This window comes from Bradyrhizobium sp. 33ap4, assembly GCF_032654765.1.
In the GTDB taxonomy this organism is placed as follows: Bacteria; Pseudomonadota; Alphaproteobacteria; order Rhizobiales; family Xanthobacteraceae; genus Bradyrhizobium; species Bradyrhizobium australafricanum.
The window spans coordinates 1-20218 of record NZ_JAUMTJ010000009.1 but is presented as its reverse complement, the minus strand read 5'-3'; the positions used below and the strand labels follow the sequence as shown (position 1 = coordinate 20218).

The window sequence follows — 20218 nt, the reverse complement described above, 5'->3', positions numbered from 1 at the left end:
AGCGGTAAAAGGGCCATTTCTGCAGGGCTAGCCCGCATCGGCCTCAATCGCCTCCATATCGGCGTCGGAGAGGCCGAAATGGTGCCCGATCTCATGGATCAGCACGTGGCGAACGATGTGGCCGAGGGTCTCGTCGTGCTCCGCCCAGTAATCCAGGATCGGCCGGCGGTACAGCCAGACCAGGTTGGGCAGCCGGGCCACGTCGCTATGGCTCTGCTGCGGCAGGCCGATGCCCTGAAACAGGCCGAGCAGGTCGAACTCGCTCTCGGCCTGCATCTCGTCGAGCACCTCGTCGGTCGGAAAGTCGTCGACGCGGATGATCAGGCCCTCGCAGAGGGCCCGGAACGTCTTGGGCAGGCGCTCGAAAACCTCGTGCGCCATGGCCTCCATCTCGGCCAGCGAGGGGGCTTTTTCTGTGGTCCACATGACACTCCTTTAGCGCGAGTGCTATCGGCGGCGCCAGCGCAGTTGACCTTGGCGGCGCAATGGGAGACCGTGCCGCCCACGAACGGGGCTCAAGAATCGAGCTTGGGTGGGCGTAATGAAACGGATCGTGGCGACAGCGCTGTTGGCTGTAGCAGTCGGGCTCTCGCTCCCGGCGACAAAGGCGCAGGCACAGAGCGCGGCGGCTGAGGCGCGCGTCGGCGAGGCGGCACCGGTCGCGCGCACGCGCGTCGTCGAGCGCCGCCGGCTGAAGCGCGTGCCGATCTACCGGTCCCGGCCCGATCATTGGGAACCCGATGTCATCCCGCGCTACAACCCCGGTCCGAACGCCGTGCGCGACTGCACCGCGACCTATGTGCAGGAGCACCGGCCGAGCGGTACCGTGATCACGCCGCGCATGAACTGCTTCTGGCGGCCGGGCTAGTTACGCGTATGTCGGCGCGTTGCGCCGATCATCGCAACAGCCGCGATCAAACCTGTCGCCCATAAACCGCCGCCGCCATCAGCATCCGCGTGCGATGGCTTGCGGTGCCGATGTCGTCGCCCGGTCCTTGGCGGCGAGCGCGACATCGCCGAGCATGATGGAACAGCTGAGCGCCGCGAGGGCTGTTCGAAGCAGCCACCTGCGTGCGCGTTTGTGTCATGGCAATCCTGCAACGGACAGAACGCGAGATACGACCATCGTCTATGTCGTTTGCACACCAACGCGAAAAATCGCGCGCAGTGCCGGAACCTGAAGCGCGCCGGCAGCATTCATGTTCGTGGCGCAGTCATTCACTTCCCATTCACGTCGTCCGCATTCTGCTAGCGATCTGCGTCGCGGCAACGGCGTCGATTCGAAAGCTGAAGCGTTTTCCAGCGGAGCCTGTCCCGCGCGTGATGCGGGACGGACACCGGTTCGCGTGAGGAAAACGCGTCAAGCAGAAGTTCAAGTCGTCGCTGCAAGACGTGACATCAAAGGATCAAGGAGACAATTCATGAAGGCGATGAAGGTTCTGGGGCTCGCGGCTGTCGGTGCCGTGTTGGTGTTGGCGGCGCCGGCCGAGCGTGCAAGCGCGATGTCGCTCGCCACGCCGGGCACAGCCGCCACGGTTCAGGACAACGCGAACCAGGCGACCACGCAGGTACGCTGGGGTGGGCGCGGGTGGCATCGTGGCTGGCATCGCGGACATCACCGCGGCTGGGGGCATCGTCGCCACTGGCGCCGTTGATCGCGCGGCGTATTAGCGCAGTTGAGACACAGGCCCGTGAGCAGCGGGCCTGTTGTCGTTCTCAGCCATCAAACCGGCAGATTCGCCCACGCGAGATGATATCCATCGCAATCTGCAGGAGTTGATCATGATGAGATGGATCGGTGTCGCGGCTGTCGCTTGTACATTCGCGTTGACGGCGCCGGCATCGGCAACCGCCGCGGCATCAGCCCAGCCGCAGGCCGCGGCACCGCAGCGGCAAGTAGGCAAGGCAACGGATATCAGCGCGCAGCGCTATCATCATTACCATCGTCGCCACTATCACTACGGCTACCGTCCTTATTACCGGCCGTACTACCGGCCCTATTCCTATTATCGGCCGTACGGCTCCTATTATTACGGGCGGCCCTATTACTATCGGCCGTACCCCTATGCTGCGCCGGCGCCATTCACCTTCGGCTTCGGGTTCGGCCCGTTCTGGTGATGCACGCAGTCGCGCCGTGCGCGACATCAGCCGTGCAACAAGAGAGCAGCTCCGATCGGAGCTGCTCCGTCCGTCTCAGGGCGCGAAGCCCTTCGCCAGCAGCACAATGCCCTGCGCACCCGCCTTGCGATCCCTGGAGATCTCGACATATTCGGGCGACTCCGACCAGGCACGGAATGCGGCTTCGTCAGGGAATGACATCAGCACCAGCTTGTCGCGATCCCAGCTGCCCTCGATCACCGCGGGCTGTTCGTCGGCCGACAGCAGGCGTCCGTTGAACTTCCTGAATACGTCGAAGAAGCGCGCCTGATACCGATCATAGGCGGCGCGATCGGTCATCTTGAGTTGCACGATCACATAGACAGTCACTGACGTTTCTCCCGGACGTTTCGCCGCAGCGTTTTGCGCGTTCATGGCGCATTCACTCAGCGATTTCTAGCGTCATGCCGGGAGCGACTGCAATGAACGCAATGAAACCGGCTGCCATGCAGCTTGGTGCTCGTTGCCGTTGTCAGGGAGGTTCAGAGATGAGGGAGAGCTATTTGCGGCGCGGATTGGTGCGCCGTCTCGGCGTTGCGGCGGCCGCTGTCTTCGCATTGTCGGTTGCTTCGCAGCAGCGCGCCGAAGCGCTGTCGCTGGCGAGCCCGGCCGCCGCGCTCGCGGCAAGGTCTGCGGCCGATGCCATGACGACCCAGGTCCGGCACGGCGGTGGCGGCCACGGCGGCGGAGGTTTTCATGGTGGCGGCTTCCGCGGTGGTGGATTCCACGGCGGCGGATTTCACGGCCGCGGCTTCCGTGGTGGCGGCTTCCGCGCCGCGCCGGCGTTCCATGGCGGCTATCGCTATGGCGGCTTCCATCGCCATTATGGTGGCTACCACCGCTTCTACGGCGGCGGTTACCGCTACGGCTATCGGCCCTATTACCGCCGGCACTTCCATCACCGGCGCTTCTTCTACGGATCGTCCTACTATTACCCGGCCTACTACCATCACCGCCGTTGCCGGGTGGTCTGGACCTATTACGGACCGCGCCGGATCTGCCGGCCGTGGTGGCACCACCGCCACTACTGGCGGCCGTATCGCGTCTATTGGTAAAGTTTGAAATGACAGCGGGCGCCTCACGGCGCCCGTCTTGTTGGGTCCCTCTCTTCGCGCGCTGGAGCGTGTTCGAACGAAGTGGGCGCCGCTTCGCGTGAAGAAAACGCGTCAGGAAAGGGGCGTTAGTCCCAGTTCTTCAGCTTCCAGGACTTTATCTTCCACGGCGTCAGGTTTTCCATCCGCCATTGCGTCCAGCGCTCCGGCGGCCAGTGGCTGAGGCGCGAGGTTTCCTTCACCTCGGGAAGCGGATCGATGATGCGCGCCACGGCACGACGGCGCTTCTGGCGCGTCGCGTCGCTGATCATGTCGACGAATTCGGGTTTATCGGCCACGGCACGCGCTCCTTGCGAAGGCTTGTTTTCGCAAGGAGGCAGTTTGCGTGCGCCCCGTTAACGAGCCGTTTCCGAAACGGCTCGAGCTTGAGACGAAGCAATAGCGTTTTCGAGCGAAGTGGCCCCGGTTCGCGTGAAGAAAACGCGTCAAAAAAGAATCTGGCGCGTACCTTACCGCCAGTCGCGGACGTCGACGAAGTGTCCGGCGATCGCGGCGGCCGCGGCCATCGCGGGCGACACCAGATGGGTGCGGCCCTTGAAGCCCTGGCGGCCCTCGAAATTGCGGTTCGAGGTCGAGGCGCAGCGCTCTTCCGGCTTCAGCTTGTCCGGGTTCATCGCAAGGCACATCGAGCAGCCTGGCTCGCGCCAGTCGAAGCCGGCCGCAATGAAGATCTTGTCGAGGCCTTCGGCTTCCGCCTGCTCCTTCACGATGCCGGAGCCCGGCACGATCATCGCGTTGACATTGCCGTTGACGGTTTTGCCCTCGGCGATCTTCGCGGCGGCACGCAGGTCCTCGATACGGCCGTTGGTGCAGGAACCGATGAAGACACGGTCGAGCTTGATATCGGTGATCTTCGTACCGGCGGCCAGGCCCATATATTTCAGCGCGCGATGCTTGGAGATGCGCTTGGCCTCATCGGCGATCTTGTCGGGATCGGGTACGAAGCCGGTCACCGAGATGACGTCCTCAGGGCTCGTGCCCCAGGTGACGATCGGCGGCAGCTTGGCCGCATCGAGCCGGATCTCGTGGTCGAAATGCGCGCCCTCGTCGGAGCGCAGCGTCTCCCAGTAGCGCATCGCGGCGTCCCAGGCGGCGCCCTTCGGCGCCTTCGGGCGGCCGCGCAGGAAGTCGAACGCCTTCTGGTCGGGCGCGACCAGGCCGGCGCGTGCGCCGCCTTCGATCGACATGTTGCAGACCGTCATGCGGCCTTCCATCGAGAGCGCACGGATCGCCTCGCCGGCATATTCCAGCACGTAGCCGGTGCCGCCGGCGGTGCCGATCTCGCCGATGATCGCCAGGATGATGTCCTTGCCGGTCACGCCTTCGGGCAATTTGCCGTCGACGATCGCGCGCATGTTCTTGGCCTTCTTCTGGATCAGCGTCTGCGTCGCCAGCACGTGCTCGACTTCGGAGGTGCCGATGCCGTGCGCGAGCGCGCCGAACGCGCCATGCGTCGAGGTGTGGCTGTCACCGCAGACGATGGTGGTGCCGGGCAGCGTAAAACCCTGCTCCGGGCCGATGACGTGAACGATGCCCTGGCGCTTGTCGAACTCGTTGTAATACTCGATGCCGAATTCCTTGGCGTTCTCGGCCATCACCCGCATCTGCTCGATGCTTTCAGGGTCGGGGTTCGGCTTCGAACGGTCGGTGGTCGGGATGTTGTGGTCGACGACGGCGAGCGTCTTCTCGGGCGCGTGCACCTTGCGGCCGGCTGCGCGCAGCCCTTCGAACGCCTGCGGCGAGGTCACCTCGTGCACCAGGTGGCGATCGATATAGAGCAGGCAGGTGCCGTCGTCGGCCTCGTGGACCAGATGGTCGTTCCAGATCTTGTCGTACAGCGTGGTCGGTTTGGACATGAGCTTCAGCTCCAGAAGAAATTCAGTGGTGGGATGACATGAGCGCGTCTTAAGCGCGCGATCAGGCGAAAGCGTCCAGGCAGCGTTACGCTGCGCGTCTAAGCTCAGACGTTGCCGACGTCGCAAAGCGACCGAAGAAGCGGCCGGGCAGCCGCGAGCGATCGTCGATCACGACGCGCTTGCAGGTCTGACTTGGACAGCGCTTGCTTGCTTGATCCGGAACCATTCTAAATTTCTAACACAGGGCTCGCGCCCACGACAATCGATCCATGCGCGGGCCTGCACGTCAGATAGGTATGCCGCAACAAAAAAGCGCGGGGCAGGCCCCGCGCTTTTGGTCACATCCCCTGAGGGAAACGTTACTCGCCAACGGCGGTCTGGCGGTCCTGCTTCTCGACGATGCGGGCCGACTTGCCGCGCAGGTTGCGCAGATAATAAAGCTTGGCGCGACGAACCTTGCCGCGACGCACGACCTTGATCGAGTCGATCATCGGCGACATCACCGGGAAGACGCGCTCGACGCCTTCGCCGTAGGAGATCTTGCGCACGGTGAAGCTCTCGTTGAGGCCCTGACCGGAACGACCGATGCAAACGCCCTCATAGGCCTGCACGCGGGTACGCTCGCCTTCGACCACCTTCACGTTGACGATGACGGTGTCGCCGGGGCCGAATTCCGGGATATCCTTGGTGGCGGCGAGCTTGTCGAACTGCTCTTTTTCGAGCTGCTGAATAAGGTTCATTGAAATCTCCATCGGCGGCGCGCCCAGCCTTTCGCGGGCTGCGCAAACGTCCATCTATCCTGCGCGGGTGCGGATTTGGCCGCCCGTATAAGGCAAAGCGCAGGGTTTGTCACCCGTCTGTCTTGTTTTTTGTCCCTCGCGGAGCGGCTTTTTGGCCGGCCTTGCGGGCCCAGAGATCGGGCCGCCGGGCCGCCGTCAGGGCCTCGGATTGGGCCAGCCGCCAGGCCGCGACCTTGGCGTGATCGCCGGAAATCAGGATTTCCGGGATTTGGCGGCCCTCGAACTCCTGCGGGCGGGTGTATTGCGGGTATTCCAGTAGTCCTTCGGAAAAGCTTTCCTCGGTTCCCGAGGCCTGCTTGCCCATCACCCCCGGCAGCAGGCGGACGCAGGCGTCGATCAGGGCCATCGCGGCGATTTCGCCGCCGGACAGCACATAATCGCCGATCGAGACCTCCTCGAGGCCCCGCGCCTCGATCACCCGCTGGTCGATGCCCTCGAAGCGGCCGCAGACGATGAGGGGGCCGGGGCCGGCCGCAAGCTCCGCGACCTGGGCCTGGCTCAATGGCCGACCCCGCGGGCTCATCAGCAGGCGCGGGCGGTCAGGCACGATATCGGCGGCGTCGATCGCCGCCGCCAGCACATCGGCCCGCAGCACCATGCCCGGACCGCCGCCGGCCGGCGTGTCGTCGACGCTGCGGTGCTTGTCGGTCGCCGAGGCCCGGATGTCGCGCGCTTCCAGCGCCCAGAGTCCGCCAGCCAGCGCCTTGCCGGCGAGGCTCACGCCGAGCGGCCCCGGAAACATGTCCGGGAACAGGGTCAGCACGGTGGCGCGCCATGGTGTCGCCTGGGCTGTGGTGTCTTGCGATGTCATGGCCTCTGGTTACGGCACCACGGCCGTGAGGTCGAGGCTCTGCATCATGGCGGCCGCGTCCACCGCGCGGCGGAAGTCGGCAAGCTTGAAGGTCGCGACATTGATCTTGCGCAGGTCCAGCAGGCCTTCGGCGGCGAGGCCGGCGAGCTGGCCTGGTGCCGTGCGGTCGTACATGAACTGCCCGACCACCTCCCAGTCATTGGCCAGCATCTCGCGGAACGAGAGTTCGAGCGGCACCTCGGCGCTGCCCATCAGCACCATCCGGCCGCCACGCCTGAGCGCGCGCAGGGAGGACAGCGTGGTCGAGGTGCTCTTGGCGGCGCCGAGCAGATCGAGCGCGACATCGGCGCTGCCGCCAGCGGCGCGGCGGATGACCGCAAGGTCGGCTGCGGCATCGCCGCTGACGACGGCGGGAATGACGCGCGGGCCGAACGCGTCGCGCAACTGCTCGAGCGCGGCCTCCTTGCGGCCGACGGCGACGACGCGGCCCGCGCCCATCGCGACCGCGAGCATCACGCCGCCCGAACCGAAATAGCCGGTCGCGCCGTTGACAATGATGGTCTGCCCGCCGCGCAGGCCGGAGCGCTGCAAGCCGCCGAACGGCACGATCAGTTTTGCGAGCCCGATCAGCTCGGTCGCCCGCTTATCGTCGAGATTGGCAAGTGGCGTAACGCAGGCGGCCGGCCAGTGCGCGATCTCCGCGAATACGCCGTCGCGCCAGCGCGCCTGCAATGCGAGCGCCTCCGGCGTCGTCACCGTGGCGGTAGGCCGATCAGGATCTGCGGCGGATCGCGATCCGGCACGTCGCCGCGCAGATGCGGGCTCAGGAACACGCGGTCACCGCTTTGCACGTGCGTGACGTTGTCGCCGGCGGCGACGACGCGCGCGATCGCGTTGGTGCCCGGCACGAACGGCATTGGTGGCAGGCTGTAGGGCAGTGCGCCGGACAGCAGCCTGTTGGTGTAGGACAGCACCATGCCGGCTTCGATCCGCACCACGACGCCATCGGGCGCGGGCATCGGCGTCGTGACATCCTCGAAGCGCAGATCGTTGTGGCCGTGCAGCCGCCAGGCCTTGTGCGTGCTTGTCATTGGGATGCTCCGTGAGACCATTGCTTAAGTAGCCCGGATGGAGCGAAGCGCAATCCGGGAATCACGCAAGCAATGACGAGCGGCCCCGGATTGCGCTGCGCTTCATCCGGGCTACGGGCTAACCCACGTTATGGTCACGCCGTCGTCGGATCGTCAGCGAGATGCCGCGCGAGCGCGACGGCAAGCGGACAGATCGCCAGCGCCGTGAGCGCGGTTGCTGCGGTCGCGAGCGACGGGCCGAGCGCGTCGCCAAGCAGGCCGTAGATAACAGGCGCGACGGCGCCCGATCCGATGGTACCCGTGTAGAACAGCGCGAAGGCGCGCTCGGTCTGGTGTGCCGGCGTGAGCTCGGGCACTGTGCCGTAGAGCACCGAGGAGGTGCCGTTGAGCATCACGCCGAGCAGCGGCAGCAGCACGATGGCCGGCGCCAGCGGCAACACCAGCACGGCCACGATCAGCGCCGCCGTACCACCTTCGGTGATCAGCACCGTGCGCAGCGTCCCGACCCGCGCGCCGAGCCATCCGCAGGTGAATTTTCCCGCCGCGCCGCCGATGAAGACCAGCGCCAGCGCAAGGCCGTTGGTCGGCAGCGAGGCGCCCTTGTCGCGCAACAGGAACGGCAGGAAGGTGAGAAAGCCCATCCTGACCGCGGTGTCGAGAATTCCGATCGCGAGCAGCCAGTGAAAGCCGCGGCCTGTGCTGGCGCCGCGCGATGCTGATGCCGCCTTGTGCTCGGCGCCCTTGCCGACGGCCGGCATCCAGAGCGCAATGCAGACCGCGACGAGCAAGCCTGCGAGAGCGAGCACGAGCAGCGCGTGCCGCCACGACATGATCACCAGCAGGATCGAGGTCAGGGCCGGGATCGCCGCCTTGCCGAGATCGCCCGAGAAATTGTAGATGCCGAGCGGCCCGCGCGCCGCCGCGCCATAGGCGCGCGACACTGCGGCCGATGCGATCGGATGCTGCGTGCTCGAGCCCGCGCCGGAGAGCGCGAGCGCCAGGCCGAGGCCAATGACACCGCCGGAGAATCCAGCAAACGCGTAGCCGAGCGCCGACAGCGCCGTGCCCGCGATCAGGATGATCTTGCCGTCGATCCGCTCCGCGATGCGTCCGACCGGAATCTGCAGCCCGGCCATGGCGCCGGCATAGAGCCCGCGCAGCAGCGCCAGCAGGCCGTAGCTCAGCGCGAATTCGGCCTGCCAGACCGGCAGCAGCACGTAGATGACGTCGGTGTAGCCGTCGTGGAGCGCGTGGTTGAGCCCGGTCACGGTCAGGGTGCGGGTTGACCGGGCACGGTCGGGCCGCGCCGTGCCAGTTTCGGCCGACACGCTCATTGCCGCCCTCCTGTGCAAGAAAATCTAAAGTTGGGGCGGGCGGGCATCAGGCGGGGACCTCAGAAAAGAAAGCCGTACAAGTAGCTTGCATGGCAGTATGCGCCGCCAAGGCTGTTGTCACAAATCAGTAATAATCGGATCATGCGTTAGAAAATCTTGTATTGAGGGGTCAATGTTCGTCCCACGCCGCAGCCTGCCACCGCTCAATGCGGTCCGCGCCTTCGAGGCCGCCGCACGGCTCGGCAGCTTCAAGGAGGCCGCCGCCGAGCTCAGCGTGACCCATGGCGCGGTCAGTCAGCAGATCCGCCTGCTCGAGGAATGGCTGGGGGCGCCGTCGCTGTTTCGGCGATCGGTGCGGCGCGTGGTGCTGACGCCGGCAGGCGCGGCATTGCTGGCAGAGTTCGCGCCCGCGCTCGACCGGATTTCCGCCGCCGTGCAGCAGCATCGCGAGCGGCGCGGCGATCTGGCGGTCGCGGTGTTGCGCGTCAATGCACTCGCGACCTTCAGCCTCCGCTGGCTGCTGCCGCGGATGAGCCGGTTTCGCGCCGAGCATCCCGATATCGAGGTGCGCCTGAGCACGTCGAACGATCCGGTGGATGCGTTGTCTGAATCATTCGACGTCGTGATCCGCGGTGGCCCCGACACCTTCCACGGCTTCTCGTCACGCTTCCTGGTGTCGGAGCGGAGATTGCCGGTATGCAGTCCGTCGCTATTGGCGCAGCTGCCGCTCAATGAGATCGCGGACCTCTCCAGGCACACGCTGCTGCATGTCACGTCGATGCCGCGGCTGTGGCGCGACTGGCTCACCGAGGCCGGGCAATCCGCGCTGGAGCCGGCGGCCGCGCTGACCTTCGATCACTTCTATCTGACGATCCAGGCCGCGCTCGATGGTCTCGGCGTCGCGATGGGACCGACCGCGCTGATCGCGGACGATCTCGCGGCCGGGCGCCTGGTGACGCCGTTTCCGGATGTCAGCCTGCCGGCGCGGAGCTACTTCGCTTACTTCCCGGCGGGGCGCAGCAACGATCCGCACAGCGCGGTGTTCTGCGACTGGCTCGAGCAGCAGGGCCGGATGACGCGTTGAAGATTATTTTCGATCAGGCCGCCGACGGATCGTCGCCGTCGATTTCCTTGGGCAGGTCGATCACCACGCGGCCGCCGTCGAGATCGACAGTCGGCACCACGGCATTGGTGAACGGCAGCAGCATCGTCGCGCCCTGCGGCGGGGCGATCTCGATGATGTCGCCGGCGCCGAAATTATGGATCGCGATCACCTTGCCGAGCGGCTGCTCCGTCGTCGTCACCGCGGCGAGCCCGATCAGATCGGTGTGGTAGTATTCGCCGTCGTCGGTGTCCGGCAGCCGGTCGCGCGGAACGTAGAGCTCGAGCCCGTTGAGCCGTTCGGCATCATCGCGGCTGGCGACGCCCTTCAGCGTCACCACCAGATGGTCTTTGGCCTCACGCAGATGCGTGACCTCGAACTGGCGCGTGCCGTCCTTGGTCATCAGCGGACCGTAGTCCTTCACGGCCAGCGGATCTTCGGTGAAGGTCCAAAGCCTGACGGCGCCGCGCACGCCATGCGCAGCGCCGATACGGGCGACACAGACCGGTGCAGCCACCGTGGTCGCCGTTCAGCCTTAAGCCTTGGCGGCGGCTTCGGCCTGCGCCTTGCGCTCCTTGCGCGGCACGGCCTTTTCCGGGTTGTTGCGCGGCGCGCGCTTCTTGACGCCGGCGGCGTCGAGGAAGCGGGTCACGCGATCCGACGGCTGCGCGCCCTTGGCGAGCCAGGCCTTCACCTTGTCCATGTCGAGCTTCAGGCGCGACTCGTTGTCCTTCGGCAGCAACGGGTTGAAGTGGCCGAGACGCTCGATGAAGCGGCCATCGCGCGGGAAGCGCGAGTCGGCGACGACGACGTGATAGACGGGACGCTTCTTGGTGCCTGCGCGAGCGAGGCGGATAACAACGGACATTCAGTTCTCCTTCAAAGGTCGATGTGTTCGATTGATTGGCATTCCGCGTCGCGCCGGCCGTATACGAGCCGTCGCGACGAATTCCTCATTTCTTCTTGCCCGGGAAACCGCCGAGGCCCGGCAGCATCGGCTTGCCGGAAAGGCCGGTTAGGCCCGGCACGTTCGGCAAGCCGCCGCGCAGCCCGGCCGGCAAATCCTTCGGCAGATTGGGCAGGCCGCCGCCGGCGCCGCCCTGCATCTTCTCGGCGAGCGCCTTCATCTCCTCGGCCGAGGGCGGCTTCATGCCGCCGCCGAATCCCATCGCCTGCGCGATGCCGGCGAGCGGGCCGCGTTTGCCGCTGCCCATGGCCTTCATCATGTCGGCCATGTTCCGGTGCATCTTCAGCAGCTTGTTGACGTGCTCGACGCTCTGGCCAGCGCCTGCCGCGATGCGCTTCTTGCGGCTCGCCTTCAGGATGTCCGGGTTCTTGCGCTCCTGCCGCGTCATCGAGTCGATGATCGCGACCTGGCGCTTCAGGATCTTGTCGTCGATGCCGGCCGCCGCGATCTGGTTCTTCATCTTGGAGATGCCGGGCATCATGCCCATCAGGCCGCCGATGCCGCCCATATTCGCCATCTGCTGCAGCTGCTCGCGCATGTCGTTGAGGTCGAACTGACCCTTGCGCATGCGTTCGGCGGTGCGCGCGGCCTTCTCGGCGTCGATATTGGCGGCGGCCTTCTCGACCAGCGAGACCACGTCGCCCATGCCGAGGATGCGGCCGGCGATGCGGTTCGGATGGAAGTCTTCCAGCGCGTCGGTCTTTTCGCCGGTGCCGATCAGCTTGATCGGCTTGCCGGTGACCGCGCGCATCGACAGCGCGGCGCCGCCGCGGCCGTCGCCGTCAACGCGCGTCAGCACGATGCCGGTGAGGCCGACGCGCTCGTCGAACGAGCGCGCGAGGTTGACCGCGTCCTGGCCGGTGAGGCTATCCGCGACCAGCAGCACTTCGTGCGGATTGGCGGCGGCTTTGATCTCGGCCGCCTCCTTCATCATGTCTTCGTCGAGCGTGGTGCGGCCGGCGGTGTCGAGCAGCACGACGTCGTAGCCGCCGAGCTTGCCGGCCTCCAACGCGCGCCTTGCGATCTGCGGCGGCATCTGGCCGGCGACGATCGGCAGCGTCGGAATGTCGAGGTCGCGGCCGAGCACCGCGAGCTGTTCCATCGCCGCCGGGCGGTAGACGTCGAGCGAGGCCATCAGCACCTTGCGCTTGTCGCGCTGGACCATGCGGCGCGCGAGCTTTGCGGTGGTGGTGGTCTTACCGGAGCCTTGCAGACCGACCATCATGATCGGCACCGGCGGCACCGAGTTGATATCGATGGTCTGGCCGTCGGAACCGAGTGTGGCGACGAGCTCGTCATGGACGATCTTCACCACCATCTGGCCCGGCGTCACCGACTTGACGACGGTGGCGCCGATCGCCTGCTCGCGGACCCGGTCGATGAAGCTACGGACCACCTCGAGCGCGACGTCGGCCTCGAGCAGCGCGCGGCGCACCTCGCGCATTGCGGCATCGACGTCCTTTTCGGTCAGCGCACCGCGCCCCGTCAGACGATCGAGAATGCCACCAAGCCGTTCCGACAGATTGTCGAACAATGCCGTTGTCCTCTTTTACCTCTCCCCGTCTGCGGGGAGAGGTCGCCACGCACTTGCGCGGCGGGTGAGGGGGTACAGGGCTATCCACACGCACAGTGCGCGGAGAGAGCCCCTCACCCCGACCCTCTCCCCGCAAGAGCGGGGCGAGGGAGAAGGAAATCCAAACACTTTCGCGCCCGAGGGCGCATCGCGCTGTCGGGCGTTGGCCTCTGGCCTCCAGGACCAGTCGGCGGGTCGAAAAGACGGAGCTTTCCGAGAAAGTAGCCGCGTTAAACGCCGCCGGGGCGGCAAAGTCAAGGAAAGTTTCGCTGAAATCCGCTCAGCTTGGACAGTAAGGTGCTGAAATCACGTCGATTTGCCCTATTAGTTCCGAATTCGCCGCTGCCACCCATATAACCGGAGCCTGCCTCCTATTCCGGAACCCGCGTGCTGATCACCCGCCGCCGCCTTCTTGCAACCTTGACCGGAGCCGCCGCCGCAATCGGCGTGCCCTCGATCTGGATGACTACCATGAAAACCTACGACGGCCCCGTGTCCGATCATTTCGACGGCCTGCACTTCTTCGATCCGGACGGCTCGCCGCCGAAATCGCTTGGTGAAGTGCTGCGCTGGCAGTTCGGGGGCGGCCGGAAGCGCGCGGTCTGGCCGGAATGGGCGCCGAGCCCCCATGCCGATACGCCGCCGCCCCGCGTCGAAGGCGACAAGGTGCGGCTCTGCTTTGTCGGCCATGCCAGCTGGCTGATCCAGACCGCGGGCCTCAACATCCTGTTCGATCCGGTCTGGTCGATGCGGGCCTCGCCGTTCAGCTTCGCCGGGCCGAAGCGGCACAACGATCCCGGCATCGCATTCGATAAACTGCCCAGGATCGATGTCGTGCTGGTGTCGCACGGCCACTACGACCATCTCGACGTCGCGACGCTGTCGAAGCTCGCGGGGGCATTTGGTCCTCGCGTGATCACGCCGCTCGGCAACGACGTCACGATGCGGGCATCCGATGCCGCGATCAAAGCCGAGGCGTTCGACTGGCATCAGCGCGCCGAGCTCGGCAATGGCCTTGCCGCGACACTGGTGCCGACGTCGCGGCCTGTTCGATCGCAACAAGGCGCTGTGGGCGAGTTTTGTTTTGGAGACGCCGGCCGGCAAGCTCTACATCGTCGGCGATTCCGGCTACGGGGACGGGGGGCATTTCCGCCGGGTGGCCGAGGCGCACGGCCCGCTCAGGCTCGCGATCCTGCCGATCGGCGCCTATGAGCCGCGCTGGTTCATGCGCGACCAGCACATGAACCCGGAGGATGCGGTGAAGGCGCTGGCCGATTGTGGCGCCGCCCAGGCGCTGGCGCATCACCACGGCACATTCCAGTTGACCGACGAGGCGATCGACGCGCCCGCGATCGCGCTTGGCGAAGCGCTCGATGCGGCGAGCGTGCCGCGCGAGAAGTTTGTCGCGTTGAAGCCCGGGCAGGTGTTCGAAATCTAAATGCTGTCGTCCCGGCGAAGGCCGGGACCCATTACCCCAAATATTAATTGTTGCGCGACGCTGGGGCCACGATTCCGTTCACAACTAAACTCGGTGGTAATGGGTCCCGGCCTTCGCCGGGACGACGTCAATTGGCTGCCTTGAATTACTTCTCCTTGATCGCCCAGGAGACGCTGACATTGACCGTCAGTGTTTCCTCGCCTTGCGCCACCGGCGTCGGCGCGGCGAAGCCGGCCGTTGCCATCTTGGGACGGAACACCGGGACCGGCGCCGAGCCGACCTCCGCGATATTCAACGGCGCGCCGAGCGTGACGCCGGCGGCCTTGGCGTAGATCTCGGCCTTGCGGCGGGCGTCGGCGATCGCCTTCTCGCGCGCCTCGTCGAGCAGCTTCGAGGCCTGCGACACCGAGAAATTGAGCCCGCCGATATCGTTGGCGCCGGCACCGACCAGCACGTCGATGACGCTGGCGACCTTGCTCACATCGTGCAGCCTGATCGTGACGCGATTGCTCGCATGGTAGCTGACGATGCTGGGCGGGGCGTTCGGCGACGACGGCCCACGATTGGCGAATTGCGGCTGCAGCGACAGCCGCGAGGTCTGAAAGTCCTTCTCCGCGACCCCGGCGCCCTTCAGCGCGGCCAGCACCTTGCCCATCGTCACATTGTTGGCTTCGGCGGCTTCGCGTGCGGTCTTGGCGTCGGTGGTGACGCCGGCGTCGAGCTGCGCCTGGTCGGGCGGCGCCGACACGGTCGCCTCGCCGGTGACCGAAATCGCAGGCGGAAAGTCGTCATTCGCCAGTGCGGGCGCAGCCAGCAGCGTGGTCGCGATCAGGGTGGCGGCGAAGGAGAGGCCAACGGGGAGGCCAAGGAGAAGGCGATGGGTCATCTGGCTCACTTCAGGGGTACGTAGACGTTGATCACAAGCTTGTCCTCCGCGGTCTTCAGCGGATCGGTGATGTATTCCTCGACAAAGGTGTCCTTGGCTTCGAGCTTCTTGTCGTCGAGGTGGTTGGTGATCGCCTCATAGGTGTTGTCCATGTTGTCGTAGGAACCGCGATGGACGAACTTCAGCGCCTTGCCGTCGGGCGAATTGCCCATGCTCATGTTCTTGCCGAGGTTCTTGACGTCCTGATCGACCGGGATCTCGGCGATGAAGGTGAAGCCGGTGTCGTCGGTCGAGGTGTAGACGATCATCGGATTGCCCGATGCCTTGACGCCGTCCTTGTCGAGCAGCGCGGTGAGCTGCTTGAACGCCTCGATCAGGGCGTCGAAGGCGGAATCCCAATTGGCCGTGCCCTTCAGCATCACGACCTTTTTCGGCTCCAGCGTGAACGGCTCGCCGAAGGGATCGGCGGTCTGCACCGGGGCGGCCGGCGCCGGCGCCGGGGTCTGCGCTGCGGCCGGGCTGTCGGCCGGCGACTTGGTCTCGGCCGGCGGGGGCACCGGTGTCGCCGACGGTGCAGGCGCAGGGGTCGGGCTCGCTGCGGGAGCGGGCGAGGCTGACGGCGACTGGGCAGGGGCCGGGCTTGCCAGTGCGATCGCGGCCAAGGGCAGCAGCGCGACCAGGGCCGCGCGGAGCGTGTTGATACGGTTCATTGGTTTTTCTCCATCCCCTGCCTCGAACGGCCGCTCGATCTGTCCCGGCGCGCGGTCCGCGAGGTGCGATATTCCTAACACGCAAGTTCTGCATTCGTCCCATGACAGATGTGTCATGGGGCCATTCAGGCTGGCTAACTGGCCACCACTCGCCATATAACCGGGCAGAATTTGGGAAAATCGATGAGCGCGCTCGCCAATCACGCATTCGCCAAGATGAACGGCATCGGCAACGAGATCGTCGTCGTCGACCTGCGCGATTCAGCGGTACAAGGTCGGGCACAGGTGTCGGCGGCGGAGGCGCGCGCCGTGGCTTCGCCGGCGGGCGTGCCCTATGACCAGCTGATGGTGCTGCAGCCGCCTCGGCTCGACGGCACCGAAGCGTTCATCTCGATCTACAACAATGACGGCTCGGAGGCCGGGGCCTGCGGCAACGGCATGCGCTGCGTGGTGCGGCGGATTTTCGAGAAGACCGGCCAGACATCAGCGACGTTCCAGACCCGCGCCGGCCTGCTCAATTGCTGGCAGGGGCCGGCGCCCGATCTCTACACCGTCGACATGGGCGCGCCGAGGTTCGGCTGGCAGGACATTCCGCTGGCTGAGGAATTTCGCGACACCCGCTACATCGAGCTGCAGGTCGGGCCGATCGACAATCCGGTGTTGCATTCGCCCTCGGTGGTCTCGATGGGCAATCCGCATGCGATCTTCTGGGTCGATGACGTCAATGCCTACGATCTCGAACGTTTCGGCCCGCTTTTGGAAAACCACCCGATCTTTCCGGAACGCGCCAACATCACCCTCGCCCATATCGTCGATCGCGACCACATCACGATCCGCACCTGGGAACGCGGCGCCGGCCTCACCAGAGCGTGCGGCTCGGCGGCCTGCGCGACAGCGGTCGCGGCGGCGCGGCTCAAGCGTGCCAATCGCAGCGTCGAGATCACACTGCCCGGCGGCAAGCTCGGCATCGAATGGCGCGAGCGCGACGATCACGTGCTGATGACCGGCACCGCCGATTTCGAATATGAGGGCCGCTTCGATCCGGCGCTGTTCGCCAGCGTTGCTTGATCGGGCGTGAGATCGGTTATGGGCGTCGATGTCGTCACCTTTGGCTGCCGCCTCAACGCATTTGAGTCCGAGGTGATTCGCCGCGAAGCCGAGCAGGCGGGGCTTTGCGACACCATCGTCATCAACAGCTGCGCCGTCACCAACGAGGCGGTGGCGCAGGCGCGGCAGTCGATCCGCAAGCTGAAACGCGAACGCCCGCATGCGCGCATCGTCGTCACCGGCTGTGCGGCGCAGACGCAAAGCCGGATGTTCGCCGAGATGGCCGAGGTCGATCGCGTCGTCGGCAATGACGAGAAGATGCGTGGCGACGCCTGGCAGGCCACGCGCGCCGCGTTCGAGGCGCCGTTCGGCATCGACACAAGCGAGAAGGTCGCCGTCGCCGACATCATGGCGGTGACCGAGATGGCGCCGCATCTGCTCGACGGCTTCGAGCGCGGCCTGCCTCGCGTATTCGTGCAGGTGCAGAACGGCTGCGACCATCGCTGCACCTTCTGTATCATCCCCTACGGACGCGGCAATTCGCGCTCGGTGCCGATGGGCGCGGTGGTCGATCAGGTCCGCGCGCTGGTCGAGCGCGGCCATGCCGAGATCGTGCTGACCGGCGTCGATCTCACGAGCTATGGCGCCGACCTGCCGGGCGCGCCGAAACTCGGCCAGTTGACCCGGCAGATCCTGCGCCATGTGCCCGAGCTGAAGCGGCTGCGCATCTCGTCGATCGATTCGATCGAGGCGGATCGCGACCTGCTCGATGTCATCGCCGACGATGCGCGGCTGATGCCGCATCTGCATCTGTCGTTGCAGTCCGGCGATGACATGATCCTGAAGCGGATGAAGCGCCGACATTCACGCCGGGACGCGATCGATTTCTGCGCGCAGGTCCGCCGGCTGCGGCCGGACATCGCTCTCGGCGCCGACATCATCGCGGGCTTCCCGACCGAATCCGAAGAGATGTTCGCGCGTTCGCTCGATCTGGTCGCGGAATGCGATCTCACCTTCCTGCACGTGTTTCCCTATTCGCGGCGTCCGGGCACGCCCGCCGCACGGATGCCGCAGGTCGATGGCGGCGCGATCAAGGAGCGCGCCAGGCGGCTGCGCGCGGCCGGCGAAGCCGCGCTGCTGCGCCGGCTTGATGCGGAAGTCGGCGCGACGCGCGAGGTGCTGATCGAGAGCGGCACGCAGGGCCGCACCGAGCACTTCCTGCCGGTCGCGATCGAGAGAGATGTGCCGGGCATGGTGCGCGCGATGACTATCCGCGGCCATGACGGTGCGCGGCTCATTGCATCGGGCCGCTGAGAAAGTTCGCTCCCATTGTCGTCCCGGCGCAGGGACCCATTACCCCAGATCTCAATTGCTGCGCGACGCTGGGGCCGCGATCTCGCACGGTCGCCGAATGCGGTGGTTATGGGTCCAGGCTTTCGCCACGACGACGAATGTGGGGAGCCGCGCATGGCGGGTCCGGAGCAGCGGATCACCTGCATTTCGCATGTGATGATACTGAACGAGCTATTTGACAGGTTGAATCTCTACATGCGCATCGTGCATGACGCACTCAGTGCGTGCGCCCGCCCAGCCTTGCCGGCTGCGACGCGCGAACCTGCCAGAACCGCAGCAGGCGATCGGCGTTTTCGCGGGTCAATTTCGTGAACTGGCTCTTCGCATGGGCGAGTTCGACCGGTCCCATGGAGCCGGTGGTATAGCGACATTCCATCACGGCGGCGGCGGTATCCCAACTCAGGCCTGCCGCCCGGCACGGCACCAGCAGGCCCTCACTGCGCAGGCTTTGCATCAGGGAGCGGATCACCTCGATGTTCGACTGCGCAAGATACGCCAGCGCAACGATGGTCTCTTCATATTTTCGCTGCCTGGCGAAACCGAGCAGTGAGGCTTCGTTGAGCTCGCCGTCGTCCTTCAGCTTCGCGACGTGGTGCTTGGCCGCGGTGAAGTCGCGGACTTGCGACATGTCGCGCTCGACGCCGGCGGCGACCGCTGCGATCGCATGCCGGATTTCTTCGAACAGATAGGGCGGGGCGCGTTCCAGCAGACGGCCGCGAACCTCTTCCGTCGCGCGGCGCAGGAGCTGAAGGCGGAGCTCCGACGGCAGGTCGGCGCGAATGCCGGTCTCGACCGCAAGGACCGGATCGTGCTCGGCCTGCGCGAGGATGACGGCAAATCCGCCCGGCGATACTTTGGCGCCGGGATTGGTGACCAGGCGGTGGCTCACGCTCGCAAAGCGACGCGCCAGAAGCGCGTCAGTGACGACCTCCTTCAGCCACCAGCGGCCGGAGACGGCGAGCAGATGCTGCTCGCTCTTGGTCCGTGCGATCTCGACCAAATCGTCCGCGCTGAGCCGCGACGATTCCTGCAGGATCGGCCGCGCGATCCTGATCTCGTCATTGCTGGCGAGACGGCGAATGATCGCGGGCGGTGCCTGGGCGACCGGTGCGAGCTGCTCGCTGATGTCGGTGAGCGCCATCCGGGCGCTGATGTCAGCGAGCGCGCGCAACTCGATGGTCTTCACCAGACGCTCGAGCACGTTGTCGAACAGCTCGATCTGTTCGCTGTTGAACTTGCCGGCGGATGCGAGGAAGAGGCTGGTGACGCGCCTTGCCGTGGCCAGGCATTTATCGGCGGAGCCGGCGCGTATCGCAGCCTCGACCTCGTCGACAATTGCTTGTCCATCATTCAGCATTGCTCGTCCTGAGCCGTCGCAGCGCGCTTTTCTAAGCTGCCTTCAGGACTAGCGGATGGGCCTGAATGTTCCGTAAAGGATAATTCTCCGTAAAATCACGGAGGCTAAAGCGCGATGAGGTTGGGCTGGATCGTCATCGCGCTTTAGCTCTTTGTTTGAGCATAATCTTTTCGGAAAACCGCTTCGCACTTTTCCGGATCATGCTTAGTCGCCGTTCCAGCCGCAGGCCCTGAGCCGCTCCCGCATGTGTTCGGGTGCCGGCGCGACCACATGCACCGGGTCCTTGTTCCTGGAGATCGGGATGCCGATCTCGCGGGAATGCAGATGCAGGGTCGGCTCACCGAAGCGCGGACCATTGCCATAGATATTGTCGCCGACGATCGGCCAGCCCATCGCCGCCGAATGCACCCGCAGCTGATGGGTGCGGCCGGTGACCGGCTCCATCGCGAGCCAGGTGAGGCCATCGCCACGCCCCAGCACCTTCCAGTTGGTGATCGCCTTCTGGCCATCCGGGTCCGGCTTCTGCCACCAGCCGCGCTCGGCGTTGAGCCAAGTCGGATCGTAGCCATGTCGTTCTGTGAGCCAAGGAGTTGAGTGTTATAGTTGTCTTCTTATGACCGCTTG

22 protein-coding genes and 2 pseudogenes are annotated in these 20218 nt (G+C 65.6%); 8 read left to right on the top strand and 16 right to left on the bottom strand.

The features are described 5' to 3' along the window. Positions 1-27: 27 nt before the first annotated feature. Positions 28-426 carry a metallopeptidase family protein gene (locus Q2M23_RS09020; protein WP_016847635.1) on the bottom strand — a complete coding sequence of 133 codons (399 nt, stop codon included), beginning with the start codon at positions 424-426 and terminating at the stop codon, positions 28-30. Positions 427-541: 115 nt separating this feature from the next. Here Q2M23_RS09020 and Q2M23_RS09015 point away from each other — a divergent pair, with 115 nt between their 5' ends. The 3 genes from Q2M23_RS09015 to Q2M23_RS09005 all read left to right on the top strand — a co-directional run bounded on the left by Q2M23_RS09015 (position 542) and on the right by Q2M23_RS09005 (position 2118). Next, entirely contained in the window at positions 542-868 is a 327-nt protein-coding gene (locus Q2M23_RS09015) for a hypothetical protein (RefSeq protein ID WP_057020952.1), read from the top strand. 553 nt (positions 869-1421) lie between these two features. Continuing rightward, positions 1422-1655 carry a hypothetical protein gene (locus tag Q2M23_RS09010; protein WP_057020951.1) on the top strand — a complete coding sequence of 78 codons (234 nt, stop codon included), beginning with the start codon at positions 1422-1424 and terminating at the stop codon, positions 1653-1655. Between the two features lie 127 nt (positions 1656-1782). Then, positions 1783-2118 (top strand): hypothetical protein, encoded by a 336-nt coding sequence (locus Q2M23_RS09005; protein ID WP_063790190.1) that lies wholly within the window; start codon positions 1783-1785, stop codon positions 2116-2118. Positions 2119-2193: 75 nt separating this feature from the next. Here the strand turns inward: Q2M23_RS09005 and Q2M23_RS09000 are convergent, their stop codons facing one another. Then, entirely contained in the window at positions 2194-2487 is a 294-nt protein-coding gene (locus Q2M23_RS09000) for a DUF1330 domain-containing protein (RefSeq protein WP_225163585.1), read from the bottom strand. 158 nt (positions 2488-2645) lie between these two features. Here Q2M23_RS09000 and Q2M23_RS08995 point away from each other — a divergent pair, with 158 nt between their 5' ends. Continuing rightward, the gene (locus Q2M23_RS08995) at positions 2646-3212 is read left to right on the top strand and encodes a hypothetical protein (protein ID WP_316395357.1); all 567 of its coding nucleotides are present in this window, start codon (positions 2646-2648) and stop codon (positions 3210-3212) included. Positions 3213-3337: 125 nt separating this feature from the next. Here Q2M23_RS08995 and Q2M23_RS08990 read toward each other — a convergent pair whose 3' ends face one another. The 7 genes from Q2M23_RS08990 to Q2M23_RS08960 form a co-directional block, all read right to left on the bottom strand. Further along, the gene (locus Q2M23_RS08990; protein WP_016847629.1) at positions 3338-3547 is read right to left on the bottom strand and encodes a hypothetical protein; all 210 of its coding nucleotides are present in this window, start codon (positions 3545-3547) and stop codon (positions 3338-3340) included. Positions 3548-3718: 171 nt separating this feature from the next. Then, on the bottom strand, positions 3719-5125 hold the full coding sequence (gene leuC / locus Q2M23_RS08985) for a 3-isopropylmalate dehydratase large subunit (protein WP_316395356.1): 1407 nt from the start codon (positions 5123-5125) through the stop codon (positions 3719-3721). A gap of 359 nt (positions 5126-5484) precedes the next feature. After that, a complete protein-coding gene (gene rplS, locus Q2M23_RS08980; RefSeq protein ID WP_018269387.1) occupies positions 5485-5865 on the bottom strand; it encodes a 50S ribosomal protein L19 in 381 nt (126 codons plus the stop codon). 109 nt (positions 5866-5974) lie between these two features. Next, on the bottom strand, positions 5975-6736 hold the full coding sequence (trmD, locus tag Q2M23_RS08975) for a tRNA (guanosine(37)-N1)-methyltransferase TrmD (RefSeq protein WP_316395355.1): 762 nt from the start codon (positions 6734-6736) through the stop codon (positions 5975-5977). A 9-nt stretch (positions 6737-6745) separates the two neighbouring features. After that, entirely contained in the window at positions 6746-7492 is a 747-nt protein-coding gene (locus Q2M23_RS08970) for a zinc-binding dehydrogenase (RefSeq protein WP_316395354.1), read from the bottom strand. Then, entirely contained in the window at positions 7489-7827 is a 339-nt protein-coding gene (locus Q2M23_RS08965; protein WP_316395353.1) for an alcohol dehydrogenase catalytic domain-containing protein, read from the bottom strand. Before Q2M23_RS08965 ends, Q2M23_RS08970 begins: the two co-directional genes overlap by 4 nt. 134 nt (positions 7828-7961) lie before the next feature. Next, entirely contained in the window at positions 7962-9161 is a 1200-nt protein-coding gene (locus Q2M23_RS08960) for an MFS transporter (RefSeq protein WP_253638300.1), read from the bottom strand. Positions 9162-9333: 172 nt separating this feature from the next. On the opposite strand from Q2M23_RS08960, the gene gcvA reads away from it, so the two are divergent. After that, the gene (gene gcvA, locus Q2M23_RS08955; RefSeq protein ID WP_316395352.1) at positions 9334-10245 is read left to right on the top strand and encodes a transcriptional regulator GcvA; all 912 of its coding nucleotides are present in this window, start codon (positions 9334-9336) and stop codon (positions 10243-10245) included. A gap of 13 nt (positions 10246-10258) precedes the next feature. On the opposite strand, the gene rimM is transcribed toward gcvA, so the two are convergent. The 3 genes from rimM to ffh all read right to left on the bottom strand — a co-directional run bounded on the left by rimM (position 10259) and on the right by ffh (position 12764). Continuing rightward, positions 10259-10780, bottom strand: a complete 522-nt coding sequence (gene rimM, locus Q2M23_RS08950) for a ribosome maturation factor RimM (protein ID WP_057020943.1) — start codon at positions 10778-10780, stop codon at positions 10259-10261. Positions 10781-10798: 18 nt separating this feature from the next. Further along, on the bottom strand, positions 10799-11131 hold the full coding sequence (gene rpsP / locus Q2M23_RS08945; protein ID WP_016847621.1) for a 30S ribosomal protein S16: 333 nt from the start codon (positions 11129-11131) through the stop codon (positions 10799-10801). An 85-nt stretch (positions 11132-11216) separates the two neighbouring features. After that, positions 11217-12764, bottom strand: coding sequence for a signal recognition particle protein (gene ffh, locus Q2M23_RS08940; protein WP_018269389.1), 1548 nt, complete (start codon positions 12762-12764; stop codon positions 11217-11219). A gap of 600 nt (positions 12765-13364) precedes the next feature. Here ffh and Q2M23_RS43970 point away from each other — a divergent pair. Then, positions 13365-14241 (top strand): annotated as a pseudogene (locus tag Q2M23_RS43970) (MBL fold metallo-hydrolase). Positions 14242-14386: 145 nt separating this feature from the next. Here Q2M23_RS43970 and Q2M23_RS08925 read toward each other — a convergent pair. Both Q2M23_RS08925 and Q2M23_RS08920 read right to left on the bottom strand, forming a co-directional pair. Continuing rightward, positions 14387-15127 (bottom strand): SIMPL domain-containing protein, encoded by a 741-nt coding sequence (locus Q2M23_RS08925; RefSeq protein WP_316395350.1) that lies wholly within the window; start codon positions 15125-15127, stop codon positions 14387-14389. Positions 15128-15132: 5 nt separating this feature from the next. Next, entirely contained in the window at positions 15133-15837 is a 705-nt protein-coding gene (locus tag Q2M23_RS08920) for a GyrI-like domain-containing protein (RefSeq protein WP_316395349.1), read from the bottom strand. A gap of 183 nt (positions 15838-16020) precedes the next feature. Between Q2M23_RS08920 and dapF the strand changes: the two genes are divergently transcribed. Both dapF and mtaB read left to right on the top strand, forming a co-directional pair. Continuing rightward, complete coding sequence (dapF, locus tag Q2M23_RS08915; protein WP_316395348.1) at positions 16021-16905, top strand: diaminopimelate epimerase; 885 nt, start codon at positions 16021-16023, stop codon at positions 16903-16905. An 18-nt stretch (positions 16906-16923) separates the two neighbouring features. After that, positions 16924-18198 carry a tRNA (N(6)-L-threonylcarbamoyladenosine(37)-C(2))-methylthiotransferase MtaB gene (mtaB, locus tag Q2M23_RS08910; protein WP_316395347.1) on the top strand — a complete coding sequence of 425 codons (1275 nt, stop codon included), beginning with the start codon at positions 16924-16926 and terminating at the stop codon, positions 18196-18198. Positions 18199-18454: 256 nt separating this feature from the next. Here mtaB and Q2M23_RS08905 read toward each other — a convergent pair whose 3' ends face one another. Both Q2M23_RS08905 and Q2M23_RS08900 read right to left on the bottom strand, forming a co-directional pair. Further along, complete coding sequence (locus tag Q2M23_RS08905) at positions 18455-19594, bottom strand: DUF2336 domain-containing protein (protein WP_057020939.1); 1140 nt, start codon at positions 19592-19594, stop codon at positions 18455-18457. Positions 19595-19798: 204 nt separating this feature from the next. Continuing rightward, a pseudogene (locus Q2M23_RS08900) lies at positions 19799-20143 on the bottom strand (pseudouridine synthase); the annotation flags it as partial. Positions 20144-20218 lie beyond the last annotated feature (75 nt).